26 protein-coding genes and 1 pseudogene are annotated in these 20,930 nt (G+C 67.6%); 8 read left to right on the top strand and 19 right to left on the bottom strand.

The features are described 5' to 3' along the window. Nucleotides 1–6: 6 nt before the first annotated feature. From der to O5I81_RS07860, 11 genes are all read right to left on the bottom strand, one after another. Nucleotides 7–1,554 carry a ribosome biogenesis GTPase Der gene (gene der, locus O5I81_RS07910; RefSeq protein WP_348637284.1) on the bottom strand — a complete coding sequence of 516 codons (1,548 nt, stop codon included), beginning with the start codon at nucleotides 1,552–1,554 and terminating at the stop codon, nucleotides 7–9. 123 nt (nucleotides 1,555–1,677) lie between these two features. Next, entirely contained in the window at nucleotides 1,678–3,036 is a 1,359-nt protein-coding gene (locus O5I81_RS07905) for a PQQ-like beta-propeller repeat protein (protein ID WP_271068402.1), read from the bottom strand. 122 nt (nucleotides 3,037–3,158) lie between these two features. Then, nucleotides 3,159–3,917, bottom strand: coding sequence for a tetratricopeptide repeat protein (locus O5I81_RS07900; RefSeq protein ID WP_271068401.1), 759 nt, complete (start codon nucleotides 3,915–3,917; stop codon nucleotides 3,159–3,161). Nucleotides 3,918–3,994: 77 nt separating this feature from the next. Next, nucleotides 3,995–4,876: a twin-arginine translocase subunit TatC gene (tatC, locus tag O5I81_RS07895; protein ID WP_271068400.1), complete on the bottom strand. Its 882-nt coding sequence runs from the start codon at nucleotides 4,874–4,876 to the stop codon at nucleotides 3,995–3,997. After that, nucleotides 4,873–5,403: a Sec-independent protein translocase protein TatB gene (gene tatB / locus O5I81_RS07890; RefSeq protein WP_271068399.1), complete on the bottom strand. Its 531-nt coding sequence runs from the start codon at nucleotides 5,401–5,403 to the stop codon at nucleotides 4,873–4,875. Before tatB ends, tatC begins: the two co-directional genes overlap by 4 nt. 56 nt (nucleotides 5,404–5,459) lie before the next feature. After that, the gene (locus tag O5I81_RS07885; protein WP_271068398.1) at nucleotides 5,460–5,696 is read right to left on the bottom strand and encodes a twin-arginine translocase TatA/TatE family subunit; all 237 of its coding nucleotides are present in this window, start codon (nucleotides 5,694–5,696) and stop codon (nucleotides 5,460–5,462) included. Between the two features lie 123 nt (nucleotides 5,697–5,819). Beyond that, nucleotides 5,820–6,464 (bottom strand): SMC-Scp complex subunit ScpB, encoded by a 645-nt coding sequence (gene scpB, locus O5I81_RS07880; protein ID WP_271068397.1) that lies wholly within the window; start codon nucleotides 6,462–6,464, stop codon nucleotides 5,820–5,822. Next, the gene (locus tag O5I81_RS07875; RefSeq protein WP_271068396.1) at nucleotides 6,461–7,276 is read right to left on the bottom strand and encodes a ScpA family protein; all 816 of its coding nucleotides are present in this window, start codon (nucleotides 7,274–7,276) and stop codon (nucleotides 6,461–6,463) included. Before O5I81_RS07875 ends, scpB begins: the two co-directional genes overlap by 4 nt. Continuing rightward, nucleotides 7,273–8,295 (bottom strand): beta-N-acetylhexosaminidase, encoded by a 1,023-nt coding sequence (gene nagZ, locus O5I81_RS07870; RefSeq protein WP_271068395.1) that lies wholly within the window; start codon nucleotides 8,293–8,295, stop codon nucleotides 7,273–7,275. The genes O5I81_RS07875 and nagZ overlap by 4 nt, the downstream gene beginning before the upstream one ends. Then, nucleotides 8,292–9,047: an SPOR domain-containing protein gene (locus tag O5I81_RS07865; RefSeq protein ID WP_271068394.1), complete on the bottom strand. Its 756-nt coding sequence runs from the start codon at nucleotides 9,045–9,047 to the stop codon at nucleotides 8,292–8,294. The genes nagZ and O5I81_RS07865 overlap by 4 nt, the downstream gene beginning before the upstream one ends. Before the next feature lie 92 nt (nucleotides 9,048–9,139). Beyond that, nucleotides 9,140–10,321, bottom strand: coding sequence for a deoxyguanosinetriphosphate triphosphohydrolase (locus O5I81_RS07860; RefSeq protein ID WP_271068393.1), 1,182 nt, complete (start codon nucleotides 10,319–10,321; stop codon nucleotides 9,140–9,142). A gap of 78 nt (nucleotides 10,322–10,399) precedes the next feature. Between O5I81_RS07860 and erpA the strand changes: the two genes are divergently transcribed. Then, nucleotides 10,400–10,732 carry an iron-sulfur cluster insertion protein ErpA gene (gene erpA, locus O5I81_RS07855; RefSeq protein WP_271068392.1) on the top strand — a complete coding sequence of 111 codons (333 nt, stop codon included), beginning with the start codon at nucleotides 10,400–10,402 and terminating at the stop codon, nucleotides 10,730–10,732. Nucleotides 10,733–10,932: 200 nt separating this feature from the next. Continuing rightward, a complete protein-coding gene (locus O5I81_RS07850) occupies nucleotides 10,933–11,586 on the top strand; it encodes a hypothetical protein (protein ID WP_271068391.1) in 654 nt (217 codons plus the stop codon). 20 nt (nucleotides 11,587–11,606) lie between these two features. On the opposite strand, the gene O5I81_RS07845 is transcribed toward O5I81_RS07850, so the two are convergent. Beyond that, entirely contained in the window at nucleotides 11,607–13,112 is a 1,506-nt protein-coding gene (locus tag O5I81_RS07845) for an NERD domain-containing protein (protein WP_271068390.1), read from the bottom strand. Nucleotides 13,113–13,302: 190 nt separating this feature from the next. Between O5I81_RS07845 and O5I81_RS07840 the strand changes: the two genes are divergently transcribed. The 3 genes from O5I81_RS07840 to O5I81_RS07830 are packed head-to-tail and all read left to right on the top strand — an operon-like array spanning nucleotide 13,303 to nucleotide 15,252. Next, complete coding sequence (locus O5I81_RS07840; protein WP_271068389.1) at nucleotides 13,303–13,599, top strand: metalloregulator ArsR/SmtB family transcription factor; 297 nt, start codon at nucleotides 13,303–13,305, stop codon at nucleotides 13,597–13,599. Next, complete coding sequence (locus O5I81_RS07835) at nucleotides 13,596–14,270, top strand: SdpI family protein (RefSeq protein ID WP_271068388.1); 675 nt, start codon at nucleotides 13,596–13,598, stop codon at nucleotides 14,268–14,270. The genes O5I81_RS07840 and O5I81_RS07835 overlap by 4 nt, the downstream gene beginning before the upstream one ends. A gap of 25 nt (nucleotides 14,271–14,295) precedes the next feature. Further along, the gene (locus tag O5I81_RS07830) at nucleotides 14,296–15,252 is read left to right on the top strand and encodes an alpha/beta hydrolase (RefSeq protein ID WP_271068387.1); all 957 of its coding nucleotides are present in this window, start codon (nucleotides 14,296–14,298) and stop codon (nucleotides 15,250–15,252) included. On the opposite strand, the gene O5I81_RS07825 is transcribed toward O5I81_RS07830, so the two are convergent. Continuing rightward, nucleotides 15,234–15,545 carry a hypothetical protein gene (locus O5I81_RS07825; protein WP_271068386.1) on the bottom strand — a complete coding sequence of 104 codons (312 nt, stop codon included), beginning with the start codon at nucleotides 15,543–15,545 and terminating at the stop codon, nucleotides 15,234–15,236. The two genes, O5I81_RS07830 and O5I81_RS07825, sit on opposite strands and share 19 nt — an antisense overlap. A 63-nt stretch (nucleotides 15,546–15,608) precedes the next feature. Here O5I81_RS07825 and xth point away from each other — a divergent pair, with 63 nt between their 5' ends. Then, nucleotides 15,609–16,403: an exodeoxyribonuclease III gene (gene xth / locus O5I81_RS07820; protein WP_271068385.1), complete on the top strand. Its 795-nt coding sequence runs from the start codon at nucleotides 15,609–15,611 to the stop codon at nucleotides 16,401–16,403. Nucleotides 16,404–16,460: 57 nt separating this feature from the next. Here the strand turns inward: xth and O5I81_RS07815 are convergent, their stop codons facing one another. From O5I81_RS07815 to O5I81_RS07800, 4 genes are all read right to left on the bottom strand, one after another. Further along, the gene (locus O5I81_RS07815) at nucleotides 16,461–16,913 is read right to left on the bottom strand and encodes a hypothetical protein (RefSeq protein WP_271068384.1); all 453 of its coding nucleotides are present in this window, start codon (nucleotides 16,911–16,913) and stop codon (nucleotides 16,461–16,463) included. A 122-nt stretch (nucleotides 16,914–17,035) separates the two neighbouring features. Further along, entirely contained in the window at nucleotides 17,036–17,341 is a 306-nt protein-coding gene (gene fliE, locus O5I81_RS07810; RefSeq protein WP_271068383.1) for a flagellar hook-basal body complex protein FliE, read from the bottom strand. Nucleotides 17,342–17,351: 10 nt separating this feature from the next. Then, complete coding sequence (flgC, locus tag O5I81_RS07805; RefSeq protein WP_271068382.1) at nucleotides 17,352–17,771, bottom strand: flagellar basal body rod protein FlgC; 420 nt, start codon at nucleotides 17,769–17,771, stop codon at nucleotides 17,352–17,354. Between the two features lie 11 nt (nucleotides 17,772–17,782). Next, nucleotides 17,783–18,226, bottom strand: coding sequence for a flagellar basal body protein (locus O5I81_RS07800; RefSeq protein ID WP_271068381.1), 444 nt, complete (start codon nucleotides 18,224–18,226; stop codon nucleotides 17,783–17,785). 90 nt (nucleotides 18,227–18,316) lie between these two features. On the opposite strand from O5I81_RS07800, the gene O5I81_RS07795 reads away from it, so the two are divergent. Further along, nucleotides 18,317–18,619 carry a flagellar biosynthetic protein FliO gene (locus tag O5I81_RS07795; protein WP_271068380.1) on the top strand — a complete coding sequence of 101 codons (303 nt, stop codon included), beginning with the start codon at nucleotides 18,317–18,319 and terminating at the stop codon, nucleotides 18,617–18,619. Further along, entirely contained in the window at nucleotides 18,619–19,413 is a 795-nt protein-coding gene (gene fliP, locus O5I81_RS07790; protein ID WP_271068379.1) for a flagellar type III secretion system pore protein FliP, read from the top strand. The genes O5I81_RS07795 and fliP overlap by 1 nt, the downstream gene beginning before the upstream one ends. Nucleotides 19,414–19,713: 300 nt before the next feature. Here fliP and O5I81_RS07785 read toward each other — a convergent pair. Together O5I81_RS07785 and O5I81_RS07780 are read right to left on the bottom strand one after the other, a co-directional pair. Continuing rightward, nucleotides 19,714–19,887: pseudogene (locus tag O5I81_RS07785) on the bottom strand (hypothetical protein); the annotation flags it as partial. Beyond that, nucleotides 19,874–20,311: a hypothetical protein gene (locus O5I81_RS07780; protein WP_271069007.1), complete on the bottom strand. Its 438-nt coding sequence runs from the start codon at nucleotides 20,309–20,311 to the stop codon at nucleotides 19,874–19,876. The pseudogene O5I81_RS07785 and the gene O5I81_RS07780, both read right to left, overlap by 14 nt. Nucleotides 20,312–20,930: the final 619 nt, after the last annotated feature.

Here is a 20,930-nt window from a genome sequence, read left to right as displayed (position 1 = left end):
GCGCCTCTACTTCAGACGGCCGGGCTTCTGGGTGCGCGAGCGGATCACCGGCTTGGCGGCGACGGGGTTGGCCGCCTCCTTGGCCTGGCGCTTGGCCTTGTTGGCCTTCTTGACCCGCGCCTGCTTGGCTTCCTTGGCGTTCTCGCTGACGCCCAGCTTCTTGGGCTTCTCGCGCGGGCCGCGCTTGGTGCCCGAGCCCATCGGCCGCTTGTCGCCATCGGCGTCGGCATAGGGGTTGGCGCCCGATTTGATGGTGATGCGGATCGGCACGCCCGGCAGGTCGAAGCTCTCCCGGATCGAATTGATCAGATAGCGCCGGTAATGCTCGGGCATCTGGCTGGCGCGGCTGGAGAACATCACGAATGTCGGCGGCCGGGCCTTGGTCTGGGCGACGTATTTCGGCTTGATGCGCTTGCCGTTGACGGCGGGCGGCGGGTGACGCTGGATGGCCATGGCCAGCCAGTCGTTGAGGTCGCGGGTTTTCACCTTGGTCGACCAGTTGGTGTAGGTCTTGATGACAGCTGGCATCAGCTTGTCGAGGCCGAAACCGGTCTCCGCCGAGAGGGCCACGACCGGCGCGCCGCGCACCTGGGGCAGCATGCGCTCGGCGTGTTCCTTGAAATTCTTCAGGGTTTCGGCCTGGTCCTCGACCAGGTCCCACTTGGCCAGCACGAAGACCAGCGAGCGGCCTTCCCGCTCGACCAGGTCGGCCAGCTGCAGGTCCTGCACCTCGAAGGGATGGGTGGCGTCCATGACCAGCAGGACGACTTCGGCATAGACGATCGTGCGGATGCTGTCGGACACCGACAGCTGCTCGAGCTTCTCCTGGATCCTGGCCTTCTTGCGCAGGCCGGCGGTATCGACCAGGCGGACCTTCTTGCCCTCCCACTCCCATTCCACCGAGATGGAGTCGCGGGTGATGCCGGCCTCGGGGCCGGTCAGCATGCGGTCCTCGCCGATGAGGGCGTTGACCAGGGTCGACTTGCCGGCGTTGGGGCGGCCGACGATGGCCAGGCGGACGGGCTTGTCGCCCTCGTCGTCCGGGTCGTCGTCCTGGTGCTCGGGCGCGATGTTGACGAGGGCCGCATAGAGGTCGGCCATGCCCTCGCCGTGCTCACCGCTGATCGGGATCGGCTCGCCGAAGCCCAGGGTCCAGGCCTCGGCGATGCCGGGGTCGCCCTGCTTGCCCTCGGCCTTGTTGGCGCCGACCAGCACCGGCTTGTCGCGGCGACGCAGGATCTCGGCGAACACCTCGTCCAGCGGGGTGATGCCTTCGCGGGCGTCGATCAGGAACAGGCAGACGTCGGCCTCGTCGATGGCCAGCTCGGTCTGGCGGCGCATGCGCGCCTCCAGGGTGTCGTCATCGACATCCTCGAAGCCGGCGGTGTCGACCAGGCTGAGGTTCATGTCGCCGATGTGGCCGCTGGCAAAGCGGCGGTCGCGGGTGACGCCGGGCCGGTCGTCGACGATGGCGAGCTTCTTGCCCGCCAGCCGGTTGAACAGCGTGGACTTGCCGACGTTGGGTCGGCCGACGATTGCGAGTTTCAGGGCCATGGCGGTTAGTGGGCCTTCCGGAACGACAGCAAGTCAATCCGGCGGTCGGACGGGCTGGTTCAAAATGCAAAGAGGCGGCGGCTCTTGGCAGAACCACCGCCAAATTACAAGTTTTCCGTACGTTTAGCGGATCGCGACCAGCTCGGCCTTGTCGGTGACGACATAGACCATGCCGTTCGCCGCCATCGGGGTGATCAGGGCCGGACTGCCCAGCTTGATGGTCTTGGTGACCTCGCCGGTCTTGGGGTTCAAGGCCAGGGCGCGGCCGTCGCTGGAGACGACGATCAGGCGGTCGGAGGCCATGATCGGACCGAAGAACAGCTTCCGGTCCTTGGTCTTCTTGATCCCCGCGTTGAGGTCCTTGATCCAGTGCACCTTGCCGCTGTCGCGGGAAACGCAGAGCACCTCGCCGGCCAGGCTGATGATGTAGACCACGTCGCCGGCCGGCCAGGGGGTGGTGATCGAGGCGACCGGAACGGACCAGCGGGGCTGGCCCGAACGCAGGTCGATGGCGGCGAACACGCCCGAATGGCTGGCGGCGAAGACGTCGCCCTTGAAGACCACCGGACGGCCGGCCACGTCGCGAATTTCCGACAGGGCGTTGGTGCGGCTGGCGCGCGACAGGGCGTTGTTCCACAGGTCGTTGCCGTTGCCCGAGCGCATGGCGACCAGTTCGCCCGAGGCGAAGGCGGCGATGATGACATCGCCCGCGGCGGTCGGGCTGGAGGCCGACAGGATGCGGGCCGGCTCGACCAGGGCCTGGAAGTTCCAGGTCGGGTTGCCGGTGGCGGTGTCGAAGCTCAGCAGTTCGTTGTCGGTGCTGATGGCGAAGACCTTGCCGCCGTGCACGGTGGGCGCGCCATGGATCGGCGAGGCCACGTCCTGGCGCCAGCCGACAGCGCCGGTATTGGCGTCCAGCTGGGCGACGAAGCGGTAGCCCGACGAGACGTAGACCTTGCCGTTGGCATAGGCGACACCGCCGCCGAAGCCGACCTTGTCGCGGCGGTTGTCGGATTTCAGGCGCTGCTTCCAAAGCTGGGCGCCGGTGCTGGCGTCGAGGGCGACGACGTCGGCTTCGGCGTCCATCACGAAGACCTTGCCGTCGGCCATGACCGGCGGGGCGGTGACGTGGACCTTGGCGTTGGAGCCCTTGCCGAAGCTGCGCTTCCAGGCGACGTCGAAGGCCGGCGCCGCCTCGACGTTCTCGGTCAGGGTGTCGGCCGGACCGCCGGGATTGGGCCAGGTCGGCACGGCGGCGGCCGGCGGCAGGAAGAAGTCCTGGCCGGCCAGTTCCTCGGCGACGACCACCTTCTCGTCGAAGGCGATGACCGAGATGCGCCGGCCGTCGGCGGCCTCGTCCTTCACGTCCTTCGGCTTGAAGGGATTGAGCCGGTCCACCGTGCCGGACACGGTCGAGCAGCCGGCGGCGGTCACCGCCAGGCCAAGGACGACGGCGGTCAGGAAGCCGCGACTTGCAATCATGGAAGAGCCTACCCGGGGCGAAGAGGATGAACGCGCGGAGGTGGCTGTCGCCGCCCCCGCGCCTTGGGAATCAAGCAGGGACACGGCGGATTTGAGGCGAGCCTCGCCGCCTGTCCCGCCCATTACTGCGGCGCTCCGCCGGCTTCCGGCGGCAGTTGCATGCCAGGCGGCAGCTGCATCTGCGACGGCGGCGGCAGGGTGGCGGCCAGCTTGGCCGCGTCGGCCATGGCCTTGGCCCCGCCGCTGTCGATCATCGACACCGCCGCCTTGGCCCGCTCACGCATGCCTTCGGTGGAGTCGAAATTCTGTTGCAGAATGACAAACTCCGACCGGGCGTCCTTGAACTTGCCGTCGCGCAGACGCAGGAAGGCCAGCGCTTCCTTGGCCTGCATGCGGAAGGGCCGCTTGTCGCCGCTGAGGGTGGCGATGCGCTTTTCGAGGTCGGCGGTCGGGGCCGTGTCGAGCAGGGCGTAGACGGCGCGCAGCGAGGCGAAGTCGGCGACCATGGCGTTCGGCGCGGTCTTGGCGGCCTGGTCGAACAGCTTCACCGCCTCGTCCGTGGCGCCGGCGTCCAGGCGCATGCCGGCCTGGTTGAGCAGGGCCAGGGTCTTGTAGGGGCCGGTGCCGGACTTGGCGACTTCACCGTACTTGGCGAAGGCGCCGGACTCGTCGCGCTGCTGCTGGGCCTCGGCGGCCTTGCTGAGCGTCACCGAGGCCTTGTCGGCCTGGGAATTCTGGTAGGTGGTCCAGCCCCAGCCGCCGCCGACGACCACGACCACCGTCGCGACCAGGGCGCCGACCCACGGCGCGGCCCGCTTGGCCAGGGCGAGGTAACGCTCGGTGCGGAGCTGCTCCTCGACCTCTTCAAAAACATCGACCACGAACGAAAGACTCCGATGGGAGGGAATTGGAGGCGGAACCTATAGGCTCGCCCCTGCGCAGGCAACGGCGGCGCGCCCTAGTTGATGACGGCCAGATCGGCGTCTTCGTCTTCCTTCTTGCGACGCCGCTCGATCAGCCAGACGCACCAGATGGAAATTTCGTACAGCAGCACGATCGGTCCGGCCAGCATCAGCATGCTGATCGGGTCGGGCGGGGTGACGATGGCGGCGACGACGGCAATCCCCAGGATGGCGTAGCGGCGGCCGGAGCGCAGGGCCTTCGAACTGATCAGGCCAGCCAGGCCCGCCAGGGTCAGGACCACCGGCAACTGGAAGCAAAGCCCGAAAGCCAGAACCAGGGTCGTGACCAGAGACAGATACTCGTCGACCTTCGGCGTCAGTTCGACCGTGACCCCGCCCGTCGAGATCTGCTGGCTGAGGGAGAACCAGAGCACGAAGGGCAGCATGACGTAGTAGACCAGCGCCGCGCCGATCGTGAACAGCACCGGCGAGGCGACCAGGAACGGCAGCACGGTGTAGCGCTCGCGGCGATAAAGCCCCGGGGCGATGAAGCGGTAGAGCTGCCAGGCGATGATCGGGAAGGCGGCGATCAGGGCCCCGAAGCCGGCGACTTTCAGCTTGGCGAAGAACAGCTCCAGCGCGGCGGTATAGATCAGCCGCAGCTGATTGCCGCCCGTCGTCGGCGTCTGGTTGATCAGCGCCAGGATCAGATCGAACGGGCCGTGCTTTGCGCCGTTGCTCCGCTGGGCGGAGAACAGGCCGTTGGCGATTTCGAACGGGTGGATCAGGAACTTGAAGATCGGGTCGGCGAAATAGAAACAGACGCAGAACCCGATAAACACGGCGATCAGGCTGATGATCAGCCGACTGCGCAATTCGATCAGGTGATCGAGCAGCGGCGCGCGCGAGGCCTCGATTTCGGCTTCGTCGTTGATCACGAGACAGTCCCAGTCTTACGGGCGCGTTTGCGCTTGGGCGCCTGGACGATGCCACCCGCCGCCTCGCCGCCCTCGACGATAGCCTTCTTCGATACCCGCTTCCGGGGGGCCGGCGGCGGCAAGTCGGCTTCGGCTTTCGGAGCCGCCTTGGCGCGCGGTTTGCGAGCCGGCTTGGTGGCTTCGGGCTCGGCCGGCGGATCGACGGTGATGGCCGGGGACAGGCTGACCTGGCCCGTCTTCAGTCCGCTGTCGATCTCAGCGAAGACCTGATCGATGTTGGGATCGTGGATGGTCGGGGCGAACTGGCCAGACCGCATGGCCTCGACCTCCTTGCGCAGGTCCTCGAGCTCGGACTGGCGAGCCATGTCCTCGAAGCTGGCGCGGAATTCGTTGGCCATCCCCCGGAGACGGGCGATGAACTGCCCGACGCGGCGCATCAGCAACGGCAGGTCCTTGGGTCCCACGACGATCAGGGCGATAGCCGCCACAAGGATCATCTCGGAGACGCCGATATCAGGCGAAAGCATGGGGCGCGCCTTAAGGCGTTGGAGCAGGAGCGATCAAGCCCCGATGAAGCCAGTCGTCAGTTGACGATGTTGCTCTTCTTGCGAGCGGTCGTGGTGGTGGTCTTGGCGCTCGGCAGCGGCTTGGCCGGCTCTTCCTCGACGACGACCTCCTCTTCGCCCTTCAGACCGTCGCGGAAGGCGCGGATGCCCTTGGCCGCATCACCCATCAGGCCCGACAGCTTTCCACGGCCGCCGAACAGCAGGGCCGCGAGGCCCAGAACGATGACGATGTGCCAGACGCTGAAACTGCCCATCTGAAAACTGCTCCTGTTTGCCGCCCCTGGGCGGCAGGTCTCGAATGCTTGACGCCTATATAGGCGCGGATCGCCCGGGGGGCCAAATGAAAGCCGCGTTAGGCGAAAGTGCGGCGAGAGGCCTCACTCCTCGCCCACATAGTCCTGGACGAACTCCGGCGCATCGACATCGAGGTCCAGCTGCTCCTCGTCCTCGAGCGCATCGCCGGCCACGCTGGGGTCGGGCACCGAGAAGCCTGGCGGCAGGTTCATGTCGAGCAAACCGAGCGCCTTCATGTCGGTCATGCCCGGCAGATCGCCCAGAGACGCCAGGCCGTAGTGCTCGAGGAAGAGGTCGGTGGTGCCGTAGGTGACGGGCCGGCCAGGCGTGCGTCGGCGGCCGCGCATGCGCACAAGGCCCAGCTCCAGCAGCACGTCGAGCGTGCCCTTGCTGGCCTGCACCCCGCGCACGGCCTCGATCTCGGCCCGGGTCACCGGCTGGTGGTAGGCGATGATGGCCAGCGTTTCCTGGGCGGCCTTGGACAGGCGGCGGGGCTCCTCCCGCTCCTCGGTCATCAGGAAGGCGAGATCGGCGGCGGTCTGCAGCCGCCAGCGGCCGGCCACCTCGACCAGTTCGACCCCCCTGCCCTCATACTGCTCGCGCAGGGCTCGGATGGCGGCGGCCGGATCGGCGCCCTCGGGCAGGCGGCGGGCGAGATCGGCTTCGCTGAGCGGCTCGGCGGCCGCGAACAGCAGGGCCTCGACGCAACGCTGGATATGGTCGCTCACAGGGCGGCCTCCGGACGACCGGTGCGGACCTTCAGATAGAGGTCGGCGAAGGCCTCCATCTGCCGGGCCTGCAAGGCGCCCTCCTTGACCAGCTCAAGGCTGGCCGACAGGGTCGAGGCCAGATAGCTGGCCCGGCTGGGGCCGAGCTCGTCATCCGGCATCGGGGCGATGCCCTGCAGCGCCGTCCAGCGGTCCAGCTCGGGTAGCAATTCGCGCAAGCGCCCCCGCGCGTCTTCCAGCCCGTAGGCGACCGGAACCTCGGGCCGATAGGTGCGGTAGTGCTCGCGCCGCCGCTGTTGAATGTAGGCGCTCATCAGCTGGTAGAGATCGCCCTCGAAACGGCCGGAACCGACCACCTTCACCTGTTCGGGGTCGCCCCGGACGAACACGTCGCGCTTCAGGCGCGGGCGGATGTTGAGGGCGTCGGAAGCCTTGCGCATGGCGTCCAGCTTGGCCAGGCGGAAGGCCAGGTTGGCGGCGATCTCCTCGGCCGGCGGCTCGTCGCCCCGCCCCTTGTCGGGACGCGGCAGCAGCAGGCGGGATTTCAGGTAGGCCAGCCAGGCGGCCATCACCAGATAGTCGGCGGCGAGGCTGAAGCGCAGCCGGCGGGCCTGATGCACGAAGGCCAGATACTGTTCGGCCAGCCGGGTGATCGACAGCTGCATCAGATCGACCTTCTGGCTGCGCGCCAGGGCCAGCAGCACATGCAGCGGCCCTTCGTAGCCATCGACGTCGACGATCAGGGCCTCGCCGTCCTCAGCCGCCTCATTGGCGGCCTTGAAGTCGAGGATGGGCTGGAAGCTGTCGCTCATGCCGCGAACTTCCCTTCGAAGGCCGCGTCGAAGCGGGCGCGGGCGTCCTTGACGTCGAAGGGTTCGGGAACCTTGGCAAGCCGGGCGAGCGCCGCCTCGGCCCGCCGTTTGGAGAGGCCCGACAGACGCCTGACGCCCTTCATGATGCCCTCCATCTCGGCCATGTCGCCGTTGCAGTGGAGGATCATGTCACAGCCGGCGGCGAGCGCCGCGCGGGTCCGCTGGGTGAAGTCGCCCTTGAGCGCCTTCATCGACAGGTCGTCGGTCATCAACAGGCCGCCGAAACCGATGTCGCCGCGGATGACGTCGAGGATGACGGTCTTCGACTGGGTGGCCGGCCGCTTGCCGTCCAGCGCCGTGAAGACGACATGGGCGCTCATCGCCATGGGCATGTCGGACAGGACCCGGAACGGCGCGAAGTCGATCTCGCTGAGCTCACCGGCCGGCGCATCGACGACGGGCAGGTCATGGTGGCTGTCGGCCATCGCGCGCCCGTGCCCGGGGATATGCTTGATGACCGGCAGAACCCCGCCGGCGATCAGGCCCTCGGCGGCCGCCCGGCCCAGGGTCGCGACCTCGGCGACGGTGTCGCCATAGGCGCGGTCGCCGATGATGTCGTGGGCGCCGCGCTGGGGCACGTCGAGGACCGGCACGCAATCGACGTTGATGCCGAGACCCAGCAGATCATGGGCGATCAGGCGGGCGCCGAGCCGGGTGACCTCCCGCTTCACCAGCGGATCGTTCGTGCTCAGCTCGCCATAGGCGCGGCCCGGCGGGTACTTGGCCCAGTGCGGGGGGCCGAGGCGCTGCACCCGGCCACCCTCCTGGTCGATCAGGATCGGGGCGTGCCAGCCGACGGTCTCGCGCAGCGCCGCCGTCAGCGCCCGGACCTGGTCCGGGCTCTCGACATTGCGCTTGAACAGCACGAACCCCCAGGGACGGACTTCCCGAAAGAAGGCCGCCTCCTGCGCGGTCAGCGCCTTGCCGGCGCAGCCGAAGATGACGGCGCTGTCGCTCACCGAACGAAGCAGCTCTTCCCGGCCGCTTTCAGCTTGTCGCAGAAGGCCTGGGCCGAGGCCCGGTCCGAAAAGCCGGTGACCGAGGTGCGGTAGAGGGTCTTGCCGCCGCTATCGACGGTTTCGACCTTCTTGCCCTTGCCGGCGGCGGCGCCGGGCGACAGGGCGGCGGCGTCATTCCAGGCCTTGTCGGCCAGGGCTGGCGAGGACATGGCCCCGATCTGCACCAGGAAGCTGCCACCGGCGGCTTTCGGGGTCGGCGCGGGGGCGACGGGGGCGGTGGCGACCTTGGCCGGCGGCGGAGTCACGGGCGCGGTCTTCGGCGTCGAGGCCGGAACCGCCGGCTTCAGGCCCGGGCCGGCGGTTACCGGCGTCACCGGGGCCTTGGCGACCACGGGGACCTCCGGACGGGGCAGCGGCTTTTCGGGCTCGGGCGCATAGGCCGGCGGCGCGTCGCCTTCCTCGCCGTTGTAGATGACCAGCTTGTCGGCCGGGTTGGAGGGCTGATCCTCTTCCTTCGGTGCACTCTTGGCCTCGGCAACGGGCGTGCCGACAGCCTTGGGCGCATCGCCGGCCCCGCGGAAACCGTCGCGATAGATGAACCAGGCCCCGGCGATCAGCACCACCAGCACCAGGGCGCTGATGATCAGGGTGACCGGCGCCGGCGAGCCGCCGCGCACCGGCCGGCGGGCGTCGAAGGCCAGCGGGGCGTCGTGGCTGGGCGGGGTGTAGGCGCCGCGGTTGTAGTCGGACATCAGGGCTCCGCTCGGATGAGCATGCGCGAGAGACGGGCGAATCGCCCGGAACGTCCCGCCAGTCTATCGAATCACACCGCCCGCGTGACCAGTCAGGTCCAGGTTTCCAACTGAAACAGCCGACGATGCTCTTCGATGGCGTATCGGTCGGTCATGCCGGCGATGTAGTCGCACACCACCCGCGCTCGGCCGGCCTCGTCGCGGTTCTGCGACTTCACGAACCACTCGGTGGGCAGCACCTCGGGTTCGGCCATGAACAACGAAAACATCTCGGCCAGAATACGGCGCGCCTGGCTGCGGGTGCGGTTGACCTTCCAGTGGCGATACATGCGCTCGAAGAGGAATTCGCGCAGGCGGGCGAGGTCCTCCAGCATGTCCGGCGAGAAGGCGACCAGGGCCTGATCGAGCCCCCGCACGTCGGACGGGCTGGCCACGCCGGTGACGGCGGCGCGCTTCAGCGTCTCGCCCATGACGTCATCGACCATCGCCCCGATCATGCGGCGCACGGCCTCCAGCCGGGTGATGCGGTCGTCGAGGTCGGGCCGCTCGCTGCGCACCCCTTGCAGGATCGGGCCGATGAGCGGCACCTCCAGCAGTTCCTCGAGACGGAAGAGTTCGGCCTGCAGGCCGTCGTCCACATCATGATTGTTGTAGGCGATGTCGTCGGCCAGGGCGGCGACCTGTGCTTCCGCAGAAGCCCAGCCGCCCAGCTCCAGGTCCATCTTCTCGTTGAAGCGGGTGACCGCCGCCCAACTGGGCCGGGTCAGTTTGTCGGTCACCGGACCGTTGTGCTTGATCACCCCTTCCAGCGTCTCCCAGGTCAGGTTGATGCCGAGGAAGTCGGGGTAGCGGTGCTCGAGTTCGGTCACCACCCGGAAGGTCTGCACATTGTGATCGAAACCGCCCCAGGGCTTCATGCTGTCGTCGAGGGCGTCCTCGCCGGCATGGCCGAACGGCGGATGACCCAGGTCGTGGGCCAGGGCGATGGTTTCGGCCAGATCGGCGTCGAGGCCCAGCGCCCCGGCCAGGCTGCGGGCGATCTGGGCCACTTCCAGCGAGTGGGTCAGGCGGGTGCGGTAGTGGTCGCCTTCGTGGGCGACGAAGACCTGGGTCTTCTCCTTCAGCCGGCGAAAGGCGGTCGAATGGATGATGCGGTCGCGGTCCCGGGCGAAGGGATTGCGGGTGCGGCTCTCGGGCTCGGCGAACAGCCGCCCGCGCGACGCCTTGGGGACTTCCGAATAGGGCGAGCGGAAGACGGTGTAGCTGGACGTCATCTGATGCCTTCGAGCGTGCGCCCCTTTTCAGCGGGCGCGGGGTTGCACATATAGGGGCATACGAGAGTTTTCCACAGCATGACCGCCACGCCCGTCACCCTCAGTTCCTCCGCCGCCGCCCGCATCCGCGCCATCGCCGCCGCCGAAGGGCGCCCGCTGATGCTTCGTGTGGCGGTCGATGGCGGCGGTTGCTCGGGCTTCCAGTACCGTTTCGACCTGGTCGATGCGGTCGAGTCAGAGGATCTGCGGATCGAACGCGACGGGGCCGTGGCCCTGGTCGATGACATCTCCCTGGGCCTGCTGAAGGGCTCGGAGATCGACTTCGTCGATGAACTGGCCGGCGCCGAATTCCGGGTGCGCAACCCTAACGCCAAGAGCAGCTGCGGCTGCGGCGTGAGTTTCTCGCTTTAGGAAGCCGTGTGACGGCGGCGCGTTCAACGAACGCTTGAATTTGTCACCCCGGCGCTTGAGGATCGGCCCACATCCCTAGAGGAGTGATGGCGGTGATCCTCCGATTCAGACCTGCCCTGACATCCCTGGCGGCGGCTGTTCTGGCCCTTGCCCCCCTGTCCGCCGCCGACAGCGCCGCGAAGCGAGGCCCAAAGCCGTTGATGAAGGACGGCAGCGACAATCCCGCTCTTCGCAAGGCCAGCGCTGATCTGATGATCCAGCCGGGCGAGCAGTTTTCGTTTTCGGCGCGGATCACGGGTCAGCTGACGGTCGGTGGCGACAGCGAGACCTGCGACGGCCACGTCACCTACGATCCCTTCAAGGCCGAGCCCTGGACCAGCACCGGGAACACCACAGGCCAATGCGCCAAGCTGCAGAGCGACACCCTGGCCGCCTGGAAGAAGCACCCCAGCGGCGAATACGCCGTCGCGGGCAAGGAAGAGGGCGAAGAGTTCTATGACTGCGTGGTCGTGCCCGGCCGGCCCGGCGCGACGACCTACGAATGCCGGGTCCAGGAACCGCCGGATTTTCCCGCCAAGGCCAGGAAGCTGGCCGAGAGGAGCGTCTTCACCTTGACCCTGAACAACAAGAGCAAGGAATTCACGCACGCTTCCGCCCGCTACCTGCCGCCGTCCGGGCCCGGTCTTTCAAAGATCAGCCTGATGACCACGGACCTGGAACTCGTCCCCTTCAAGTCGCACCGACTGCCCCGCGTCCGGACCTCTCGGACAGTGCAGGAGGGGTCCTCGCTCGGTATCCGCTACAGGGCCGACATTCTCGTGACCTTCAAATACAAGGTCGTGACGATGGAGTAGCGGCGGAGCAGTCCTTGCCGTCAGGACTGGAACCTGAATTTCACCCGCACCCGCCCGCCGGCAACCGACCGACCGTCAGGCATCTGACTTTGCATCTGCAGACGGTCGGTCAATCGAAGTCCGGCGCCGCCGAATCCGAGGCCGCGAGGGGACTCCTCCATCACCCGGCAATCGCCGACCCGACCACTGGCCAGCGCGCTGCATTCGAGCTCGACAACGCCGTCCTGCTCGGCCGCAGTTGCCGCGTACGGCATTGCCTGTTCGAGATCGGCCAAGCTCGGCTGCTGCACCCATACCGGCGACGGAATCCGAAAGGACGTCTGGGGCGCTTGCGACGGCGCGGCGTCCGCGACCTCTGGCCGTCGCGGCAAAGACCGCCGCTCCGGTGCGACCGGAGCGGGATGATCCGTTGGCCGAGAGCGATCATTTGGCCAACCGCCCGCGACATGATCGGGTATCGGCTCTGCCGCAGAGTCCGTCTGGACATTTGGCGTGGGCGACAGAAGTGTCTCCTTGACGTATCCATCTTTCCCGCTAGGCGTCCTGACTGCCACCCAGCCCTGACCTCGGCGTGTCTCTACGCCGCCACGGAGCTCGACGGGCGTCCCGGCCGGAAGCCGATCAACGATCTCAAAACCCGTTCCAGCGCCGCTTCGGACGTTCACGACGGAAGCGCCCCTCCCCGGCGAGGCATAGAGAACTTCCGGCCTTGGCGGGGCGATCTTTTGGTACATCGTCCAGCCGCCCCAGACGATTGCGATGCCGACAACAGCCAGCATCAGCACCCCGACTGGCGAACCTGTCGAGCGCTTCTTCTGAGATGGCGCGATCCTTTTACGGTGGACCAATCCTGCGCCCGCGGATGGCCGCGGCGCCGGCGCGGACGGCGGTGGCGGGGGTTGTCGTGAGTGCGTTGGCGGCGCACGCGGCGGCGGCGGGGGTTGCCGTGGAGGCGCCGACGGCGAGCGCGGTGGTGGCGGCTTTTTCAGAACTTCCGGAACAGACTTTCCGACGAAGTCAAAAATCTGCTCGATGGTTCGTTGAGAAACCGCCGATCCGAGCTTTGATCGCGCCGCAATCAAGCGCCCGGCATCCGCGAGCAAGGCGGCGTCTGGCGTACTACCAGGGCGATCTACCTTGAGCGACGAGCCTGGATGGGTGAGCAGGACGCAGGCGTCCACATAGACGTCGATATCCGGGAAGCGCCTCTTGAGCTGCCCCTTGAGCGTCTGGGCGGCCTTCTCCGCCTGATCGAGGAAATTCACATCCTTGTTGTTCTCGACGATGGCCATGCCGTCGCGCAGCCACGGCCCGGTGACGGGTTGAGTCAGGACACCCTGATAGTACTTGAGTTCGACGACGATCACCGCGTCCCGCCCCACCAGCAGAACGTCGATCTCCCGGCCGGCCAGCCGCTTGGGGATGTTGGACAGCAGCACCCAGCCGTCGCCCAGCGCGGCCGTTAACGTCTTAAGGGCCTGGACCTCGTTTGCTTCGGGAGCGCCGCAGGCAACTTGCTGAGCCAAGGCTCATCCTTCTTGAACAGCCGAACACAGAGCATGCGGGGCTTTTTGCTGTTCGGGAACCCCACGCGCGCCCCTTTTTCACAACTTCCGGACGTCTTGCGAGGCTTCACCCCCCTTACCCGCCCGCTCAGCCGCGCTCGTCGCAAACGAAACCTTGCAATTAGCGAAAACCCTAATTAGCCTCTTCCCTATGAACACGCTGTTCAAAGCCCTGTCGCACCCGGCCCGCCGCCAGATCATCGAGATGCTGCGCGCCGGCCCGAAGTCCTCCGGCGACATCGCCGGGGCCTTCGACATGGCCTGGCCGACCATCACCGGCCATCTGACCTCCCTGCGCGAGGCCGGGCTCGTCGATTCCGAGCGTGAGGGGGCGTCGATCATCTACCGGCTGAACATTTCCGCCGTCGAGGAAGCCGTGAGCTTCCTCATGGACCTGATGAAGACCGGCGAAGCGCCGGCCGCCACGCCGAAGGGGGCGCCGCAATGACGTTCAAGCTGACCCGTATGGAAACCGCCGCCGGCATCGTCGTCCTGGCCCAGGCCGCCCTGGCGGCCTTCGTCGCCAGGTTCGGGACCACCGGGCCGGTGCCGATGCACTTCGATCTGGCCGGCAATCCCGACCGCTGGGGCGACCGCATCGAGGCGGCGGGCGCCATCCTGGTCATCGCCGGGATCACGGCGATCTGCGCCGGGGCCATGGCCTTCGGCCTGCGCACCAGCCAGCCGGACGCCGCGCGTCGGCGAGGCCTCACCATCGGCATGGGCCTGATCCTGGTCACCCTGGGCGCGGTCGCCCTGCTGCCCTTCATCCTTGCCACGCCCGTGGTCTCGCAGGTCGAGGCGGGGCGGCTCGGCGGGGCCTTCATCTGCCTGATCCTGGCTGTCACGGGCGCCGTACTGGGCAAGGTGCCGCCCAACGCCCTGGTCGGGGTCCGGACGCCCTGGAGCCTGAACAGCCGCCTGGCCTGGGACCGTTCAAACCGCCTGGCCGGCCGACTGTTCTTCTGGGGTGGCCTGATGGGCATGCCTGTCAGCCTGATGTTACCGCCGCATGTGGCCATGAGCGGGGTTACCACCGGCGTGCTGCTGATCGCCGTCTATGTGGTCTTCGAAAGCTGGCGGGTCTGGAAGTCAGACCCCGACCGCCGCGCCGTCTGATCCCTTCCTTTCAAAGGATAGTCCCATGAAAAGCCTGCTCCTCGCCGCCCTTGTCGCGGCGATCGCCCTCCCCTGCGCGGCCCAGCTCGGAGCCGAGGTGGAGATCGCCGGTCCCCTGAAGGGCACCCTGCTCAAGCCCGCCGGCGTCGAGCGCCCGCCGGTTGTCGTCATCCTGGCCGGGTCGGGGCCCACTGACCGCGACGGCAACAACCCGTTGGGGGTCAAGGCCGCCAGCTACCGGCTGCTGGCCGAAGGGTTGGCCGCACAGGGCGTCGCCTCGCTGCGGGTCGACAAGCGCGGCATGTTCGGCAGCGCCGCCGCCACCGCCGATCCCAGCCATGTGCTGATCGACGACCTCGCGGCCGACGCTATTGCCTGGGCGGCCAGGGCCCGGGCCGAGACCGGCGCCCCCTGCGCCTGGCTGGCCGGACACAGCGAGGGCTCGCTGGTCGCCCTGGTCGCCGGCCAGAAGCCGGAAGGTATCTGCGGCCTGATCCTGCTGTCGGGCGCCGGCCGGCCGCTGGGGACGATCCTGCGCGAGCAGCTGCAGGCCAATCCCGCCAACGCCCCGATCCTGCCGCAGGCCCTGCCGGCCATCGACGCCCTGGAGGCCGGCAAGCACGTCGATACGACCGGCATGCATCTGGCCCTGCTGCCGCTGTTCTATCCGGCCGCGCAGGACTTCGTGATCAACGCCATGGCCAAGGACCCGGCCAGGCTGATCGCCGCCTACAAGGGTCCGGTGCTGATCCTGCAGGGCTCGACCGACCTGCAGATCACGACCGAGGACGCCAAGGCGCTGAAGGCGGCGCAGCCGAAGGCGACGCTGACCGTGCTGGACGGCGTCAATCACCTGCTCAAGGACGCGCCGGCCGACCGGGCCGCCAACTTCGCGACCTATGGCAATCCGGACCTGCCGCTCAATTCACAGGTGGCGCCGAGCATCGCCGCCTTCATCAAGGCTCACCCCGGCACGAACTGAAGCGCCACCGCCATCGCCGTCAGCCACACCGCGGGCACGGCGATGGCGATCCAGGCGTAGCGTTCCTGGTCCCGCTTCCAGGTCACCCAGGCCACGAAGGGGGCGACGATGGCGATGATCCAGTAGGCGATCATCAGCAGGAAGGCGATCCAGGCCATGGGGTTGAGCAGGTTCGGCCGGTGATCGAAGACCAGCGGCGAGAACAGCGCCCCGACCGCGCCGAACGGCAGGGTCGCCAGCCAGCCGGCCGTCAGCAGGCCGAGCAGCCACGCCCGCTGATTTCTCTCCCGCAACTCTCGCCTCTTGAGCCCCTCGACCATGGGCCCTAGCCTTTCAGGCCCGCACCGGAGCCGTCAATGCGTATCGCCACCTGGAATGTGAACTCGGTCAATGCTCGCCTGCCAACTGTATTGAAGTGGTTCGAAACCGCTCAGCCGGATGTCGCCTGCCTGCAGGAGATCAAGTGCATCGACGAGAAGTTCCCGAGGGAGGAATTCGAGCGGCTCGGCTACAACGTCGAGGTCCACGGCCAGAAGACCTATAACGGCGTGGCCATGCTCTCGAAGACGCCGTTCGAGGACGTCCGCAAGGGGCTGCCGGAGATCGTCGGACTGACCGGCGAGGCCGATGACCATGCCCGCTATATCGAGGCGGTGGTGTCGGGGCCGACGCCGGTGCGGGTGGTCGGCATCTATCTGCCCAATGGGAATCCGGTCGGCACCGAGAAGTTCGAGTACAAGCTGCGCTGGATGGAGGCCCTGCACATCCACGCCAAAAAGCTCCTCGAGCTGGAGGAGCCGCTGGTCATCTGCGGCGACTACAATGTTATCCCCGAGCCGGGCGACGCCGACAAGCCGGAGGGCTGGCTGGGCGACGCCCTGTTCCAGCCGAAGAGCCGGGGGGCGTTCCGGGCCCTGAAAAACCTTGGCTTTACAGATGCTTATGCCCAGATCGACGGGCGCGACGGCGGCTATACCTTCTGGGACTATCAGGCCGGGGCCTGGCAGCGGAACCACGGCATCCGCATCGACCATCACCTGCTCAGCCCACAGGCGGCGGACCGGCTGCGGGCGCTGGATATCCACAAGGACGTCCGCGACTGGGAGAAGCCGTCGGACCATGTGCCGGTCGTGGCGACCCTGGCGGTCTAGCCACGAAAACGGGGCGGCCCGCGAAGGCCGCCCCATCTTATCGATCAGACCCTAGAGTCAGGTCCGGATCTTGTACTGGATCTCGCGTTGCAGCAGGTCCAGGCGGTAGTTCAGAACCTGGACCTCGGCGCGGCTGAGGTCGCGGTTGTGGCGCTTGTACCCACGCTCCAGCTGCTCGATGTTCTGCAGCTTGAAGAAGAAGTTGCGGGCTTCGCCGGCGCTCAGGGCCCGGCGGCGGGCGGCGGTGTCGATGCGCTGGGCCAGCTGGGCCTGACGCGCGTCAATGCGGCGGGCCTGGGCCCACTCACGGCGCGAGCCGTCGCTCCAGCGGCGGTTGCCGAATTCGTTCGGGTTGTAGCGTTCGCCACCGCCCCGACGGTCGTAGTCCCGACGCTGGTCATAGCCGCCGCGGCCATCGCGGTCGTTCGGCTGGTAGGACTGGGCGGCGGCCGGCATGGCGGCGACGATCGCGGCGGTCGCGGCGACGGTCAGCAGAATCTTCTTCATCATGGTCTTGCTCCTTCAGGTCATGTCCACCCGAGGCGGGATGAACAGCTTGAGGAGGGTTTTAGTTGCCCGGACCTGACCGTGATCTGAGCCTGCGGTTATCTTCAGTTCATATTGACGACAGCCTAGATCGGCATCCGCATGATTTCCTGGTAGGCGCTGATCACCTGGTCGCGCACGGCCATCACCGTTTCCAGGCTGGCCTCGGCCGAGCTGACGGCGGTCACCACATCGATCAGCTGGTTCTTGCCCTGCACATGGCCGGCCATGGCGCTTTCGGCGGCCTTGGAGCTCTGCATCGCATCGCCCATGACGTTCTTCAGCAGGTCGCCGAAGCTGGCGCCCTGGATGGCTCCGGCGTCGGCTCCCGGGATGCCGCCCGTCTTCTGGGTGGCGGCGTAGGCCTTGGCGGCGGCGAGGGCGGTGATCATCGCTTAGGGCCTATTTCTTGAGGAGGTCGAGGGTGCGCATTTCCATCGAGCGGGCGGTCTCGATGACGTTCAGGTTGGCCTCGTAGGCCCGCTGCGCCTCACGCAGGTCCAGCGCCTCGATCAGGGAATCGACGTTGGGCATCTTCACATAGCCCTGGGCGTTGGCGGCCGGATGGCTGGGGTCGTAGATGGTCTTGAACTCTTTCTGGTCCTGCTGGACCTTGGCCAGGCGCACGCCCTGACCGCCATCGACCATCTCCGGCTTGAAGACCGAGATCTGCCGCCGGTAGGGGTCGCCGTCGGGGGTGCGGGCGGTGGAGTTGGCGTTGGCCAGGTTCTCGGCGATGACCCGCATCCGCGCCTGCTGGGCCCGCAGGCCCGAGGCGGCGATCCGCATGGTGGCGTTCGAGTTCGAGGGAATCTCGGCCATCTAGACGGCTCCTATGAACCCGGGCGACGGGCGGCCATGCGCAGCAGGCCCATGGATTTCTGGTAGAAGCTGATCGCCGCGTCGTATTCCATGCGGGTCTCGGTCAGCTTCAGCATCTGGTCCTCGAGCACCACGGCGTTGCCGTCGAGGGTGGTCTCGGAATCGCCGGCCTTCACGGCCCTGGCGTACTTCTGGTCGTTGGTCGAGCGCAGCGGCGTCCCGGCCATGTGGTTGGGCCGGGTCATCACCGGAGCGGCGACGCTCAGCTGGCCGCCGGCCCCCGCCCCGCCCGTGCCCTGGGTATAGGCGGCGATGTCGAACGGCTTGACGTCCCGCGCCACGAAGCCGGGGGTGTTGGCGTTGGCGATGTTCTCGGCGATGACGTTCTGGCGGTCGGACAGATAGCCCAGCCGGCCCTTCAGCATCGAGAACAGCGGGATGTCCGTGATGTTCATGGTCATCATGGTGAACAAACAGGGTTAATCCGGCCTTAAGTTTTGGGGCTCATCAGGGGGTGTTCCCTCCAGAGTCCCCGCGCGCGCTTCATGGACATCGTCCAAATCCTGCAGGCCATCTTCGCCCTGGCCGTGACGCTGGGCCTCATCGGCCTGACGGCCGTGGGCCTGCGCCGCTTTGGGCCCGACGTCATCGCCCGCTTCCAGGGGGCCGAGAGCAAGGAGCGCCGGCTGAAGCTGGTCGAGACCCTGGTCATCGACCCGACCCGCCGCCTGGTGCTGGTCCGCCTCGACGACCAGGAACGCCTGATCCTGCTGGGCGAAGGCCGCATGCTCGAAACCCTCAAGGCCCGCCCTGCCCCGCGCAAGAGCCCCACCGTGGAGACGACCTGATGGCCCGGCGCCCCAAGCCCCCGGCGCACCGACCGGCCAACAAGGACCCCTGGCATATCAAGCGCCAGATCGGCCTGGCCCTGCTGCTCGGCGTCGCCATCGCCATGCCCAGCATGGCCTCGGCCCAGGCGGTGAACATCGACCTTGGCACCGGCGCCGGCCTGACCGAGCGGGTGGTGCAGCTGGTCGGCCTGTTGACGGTGCTGTCGCTGGCCCCGTCGATCGTCATCATGACCACCAGCTTCGTGCGCATCGTGGTGGTGCTGGGCCTGCTGCGCACCGCGCTCGGCCTGCAGCAGAGCCCGCCCAACGCGGTGCTGGTCAGCCTGGCCCTGTTCCTGACCGCCATCGTCATGGCCCCGACCTTCCAGAAATCCTACGACGAGGGCATCCGCCCCCTGCTCGACCAGCAGGTGGAGCTGCCGCAGGCGTTCGACGCCGCGTCCGCGCCGGTGAAGACCTTCATGCTCAGCCAGGTCGACCGCGACGACCTCGGCCTGTTCATCCGCCTCTCGAAGATCCAGCGGCCGGCCAACCTGCAGGACACGCCGCTGCGGGTGGTCACCCCGGCCTTCATGATCAGCGAATTGAAGCGGGCGTTCGAGATCGGATTTCTGCTGTTCGTGCCCTTCCTGGTGATCGATCTGGTGGTGGCCAGCGTGCTGATGAGCATGGGGATGATGATGCTGCCCCCTGTGGTGATCAGTCTGCCGTTCAAGCTGATCTTCTTCGTGCTGGTAGATGGCTGGCGACTGGTGGCCGGGAGCCTGGTCGAGAGCTTCACGCCCGGATAGGGCCGCTTATCGAAGCGGCAGACCCATTATACCTACCTCGGCCGAGAAAGGCCGTGCTGACCCTCGCCTGAGTGAAATTGTGCTTGTGGCGCAAGAGGTTACAGGCGGGTTGGGGGTGGCCGGCCGGGGGTGTCGGGGTGGGGCGCCGGTGGGTGGCCGGTGGGGGCGCCGGGGGGCCGATTGGCGACAAGGTGGGGCATCCGCAGAGGCAGACGCGACACCTTGAATTGCCGTTCGACGGTGATCCGCGCGGCAAAGCCGGCGCTCGCGGCCGTGCGAGACGCGGAAAGATGAATATGTCTAGACATATTCCATAAGCACTTGGTTTATAGACGCTTTTCCCCACCCGTCATCCCGGACGGCCCGCGGGGACGATCCGGGACCCAGGGGGTGACGGAGCGGGTTGTTGGCGGCCGCTGACAGCGGGACGGCCGCCCCTGGGTCCCGGCTCTTCGCTGCGCTACGGCCGGGATGACGAAGAAGGGGTGAACCCGGTCAGGAGAAGGCGGCCCTTGTCGTCCGGCGCGAAGGTGACCGTGGCGCCGAGGGGCTCTTCGTCGATCATGCGCTGGACCAGGGGGCTGTCCTTGTCGGTCATGGCGACGAAGCGATCGCCGGAGGCCAGCTGGCCGACGACCATGCCGCGCGGTTCGGGACCGCTGTAGTCGATGGTGTAGGTGGTGACGGTCCCCTGCCCGGCGGCGGGCGCGGCGACGACGGGGGCCGGCCAGGCGTCGATGCGGGCTTGCAGGGGCTTGCTGTCGAAGGGTTTGAAGGGGCGGGCCGCCGTGCCGTAGACCCCGACGGAATACTTCGAGAGGAAGCCGCCGTTGGCGCCGATCAGGCCGAGGCCGCCGGTGGCGCGCAGCCGCCGCACGATCTCGGCGATGGCGTGCATGGAGTAGTTGTTGCCGGCCCCGCCGAAGAAGGGCAGGCCGCCGGTGACGGTGAGGCCGCGCGGGTCGTCGGCGGTGAGGCCAAAGGCGTCGGTGATGTTGAAGACGGCGATCGGGAAGCAGCTGTAGAGGTCGAGGTGCTTGAGGTCCGGCAGGGTGACCCCGGCGCCGGCCAGGGCGGCTTCGACGGCCTCAACGGCGGCGGGGCTGCGGGAGAGGTCCTGGCGCTCGATGACCGTGCGCTCCTTCACGTCGGCGCCGCCGTAGAGGTAGATCCAGCGGTCCTCCGGGACGCCCAGCTCGCGGGCCAGGCCGACGGAGGTCAGCAGGATGGCGGCGCCCTGGTTGGCCTGGTCGCGGGCCACCATGCGGCGGGGGAAGGGATCGCTGGTCAGGCGGTTGGAGGCGGTGACAGTGGCCAATGAGGCGGCGTCATGGACCTCTCGCGACATGGCGTGCGGATTGCCGGCGGCGACCTTTGTGAAGGGGGCGAAGAGCTCGCCCATGGCCTGGCCATAGGTTTTGCGGTCCAGGCCGAGGCGGCCGCGCCGGGCGTTCTCGAACAGGGCGTAGAGCTGGATCGGGGTGCGGCCGCCGTGGCCGGCGATCTCGGGGGTCAGC

Origin of the sequence: Caulobacter sp. NIBR1757 (genome assembly GCF_027912495.1) — a bacterium.
Lineage (GTDB): Bacteria > Pseudomonadota > Alphaproteobacteria > Caulobacterales > Caulobacteraceae > Caulobacter.
This window is presented reverse-complemented; position numbering and strand designations above follow the sequence as displayed.

Bases quoted from the DNA above. Each gene is read 5' to 3' on its own strand.
- O5I81_RS07840 (WP_271068389.1), top strand. From the start codon at position 13,303: ATGAACACGCTGTTCAAAGCCCTGTCGCACCCGGCCCGCCGCCAGATC.
- O5I81_RS07815 (WP_271068384.1), bottom strand. From the start codon at position 16,913: ATGATGAAGAAGATTCTGCTGACCGTCGCCGCGACCGCCGCGATCGTC.
- der (WP_348637284.1), bottom strand. From the start codon at position 1,554: ATGGCCCTGAAACTCGCAATCGTCGGCCGACCCAACGTCGGCAAGTCC.
- O5I81_RS07875 (WP_271068396.1), bottom strand. From the start codon at position 7,276: ATGAGCGACAGCTTCCAGCCCATCCTCGACTTCAAGGCCGCCAATGAG.
- O5I81_RS07800 (WP_271068381.1), bottom strand. From the start codon at position 18,226: ATGAACATCACGGACATCCCGCTGTTCTCGATGCTGAAGGGCCGGCTG.
- O5I81_RS07835 (WP_271068388.1), top strand. From the start codon at position 13,596: ATGACGTTCAAGCTGACCCGTATGGAAACCGCCGCCGGCATCGTCGTC.
- O5I81_RS07795 (WP_271068380.1), top strand. From the start codon at position 18,317: ATGGACATCGTCCAAATCCTGCAGGCCATCTTCGCCCTGGCCGTGACG.
- O5I81_RS07885 (WP_271068398.1), bottom strand. From the start codon at position 5,696: ATGGGCAGTTTCAGCGTCTGGCACATCGTCATCGTTCTGGGCCTCGCG.
- O5I81_RS07865 (WP_271068394.1), bottom strand. From the start codon at position 9,047: ATGTCCGACTACAACCGCGGCGCCTACACCCCGCCCAGCCACGACGCC.
- fliE (WP_271068383.1), bottom strand. From the start codon at position 17,341: ATGATCACCGCCCTCGCCGCCGCCAAGGCCTACGCCGCCACCCAGAAG.
- flgC (WP_271068382.1), bottom strand. From the start codon at position 17,771: ATGGCCGAGATTCCCTCGAACTCGAACGCCACCATGCGGATCGCCGCC.
- O5I81_RS07830 (WP_271068387.1), top strand. From the start codon at position 14,296: ATGAAAAGCCTGCTCCTCGCCGCCCTTGTCGCGGCGATCGCCCTCCCC.
- xth (WP_271068385.1), top strand. From the start codon at position 15,609: ATGCGTATCGCCACCTGGAATGTGAACTCGGTCAATGCTCGCCTGCCA.
- fliP (WP_271068379.1), top strand. From the start codon at position 18,619: ATGGCCCGGCGCCCCAAGCCCCCGGCGCACCGACCGGCCAACAAGGAC.
- O5I81_RS07850 (WP_271068391.1), top strand. From the start codon at position 10,933: ATGAAGGACGGCAGCGACAATCCCGCTCTTCGCAAGGCCAGCGCTGAT.
- erpA (WP_271068392.1), top strand. From the start codon at position 10,400: ATGACCGCCACGCCCGTCACCCTCAGTTCCTCCGCCGCCGCCCGCATC.
- O5I81_RS07905 (WP_271068402.1), bottom strand. From the start codon at position 3,036: ATGATTGCAAGTCGCGGCTTCCTGACCGCCGTCGTCCTTGGCCTGGCG.
- O5I81_RS07860 (WP_271068393.1), bottom strand. From the start codon at position 10,321: ATGACGTCCAGCTACACCGTCTTCCGCTCGCCCTATTCGGAAGTCCCC.
- tatB (WP_271068399.1), bottom strand. From the start codon at position 5,403: ATGCTTTCGCCTGATATCGGCGTCTCCGAGATGATCCTTGTGGCGGCT.
- O5I81_RS07780 (WP_271069007.1), bottom strand. From the start codon at position 20,311: ATGCACGCCATCGCCGAGATCGTGCGGCGGCTGCGCGCCACCGGCGGC.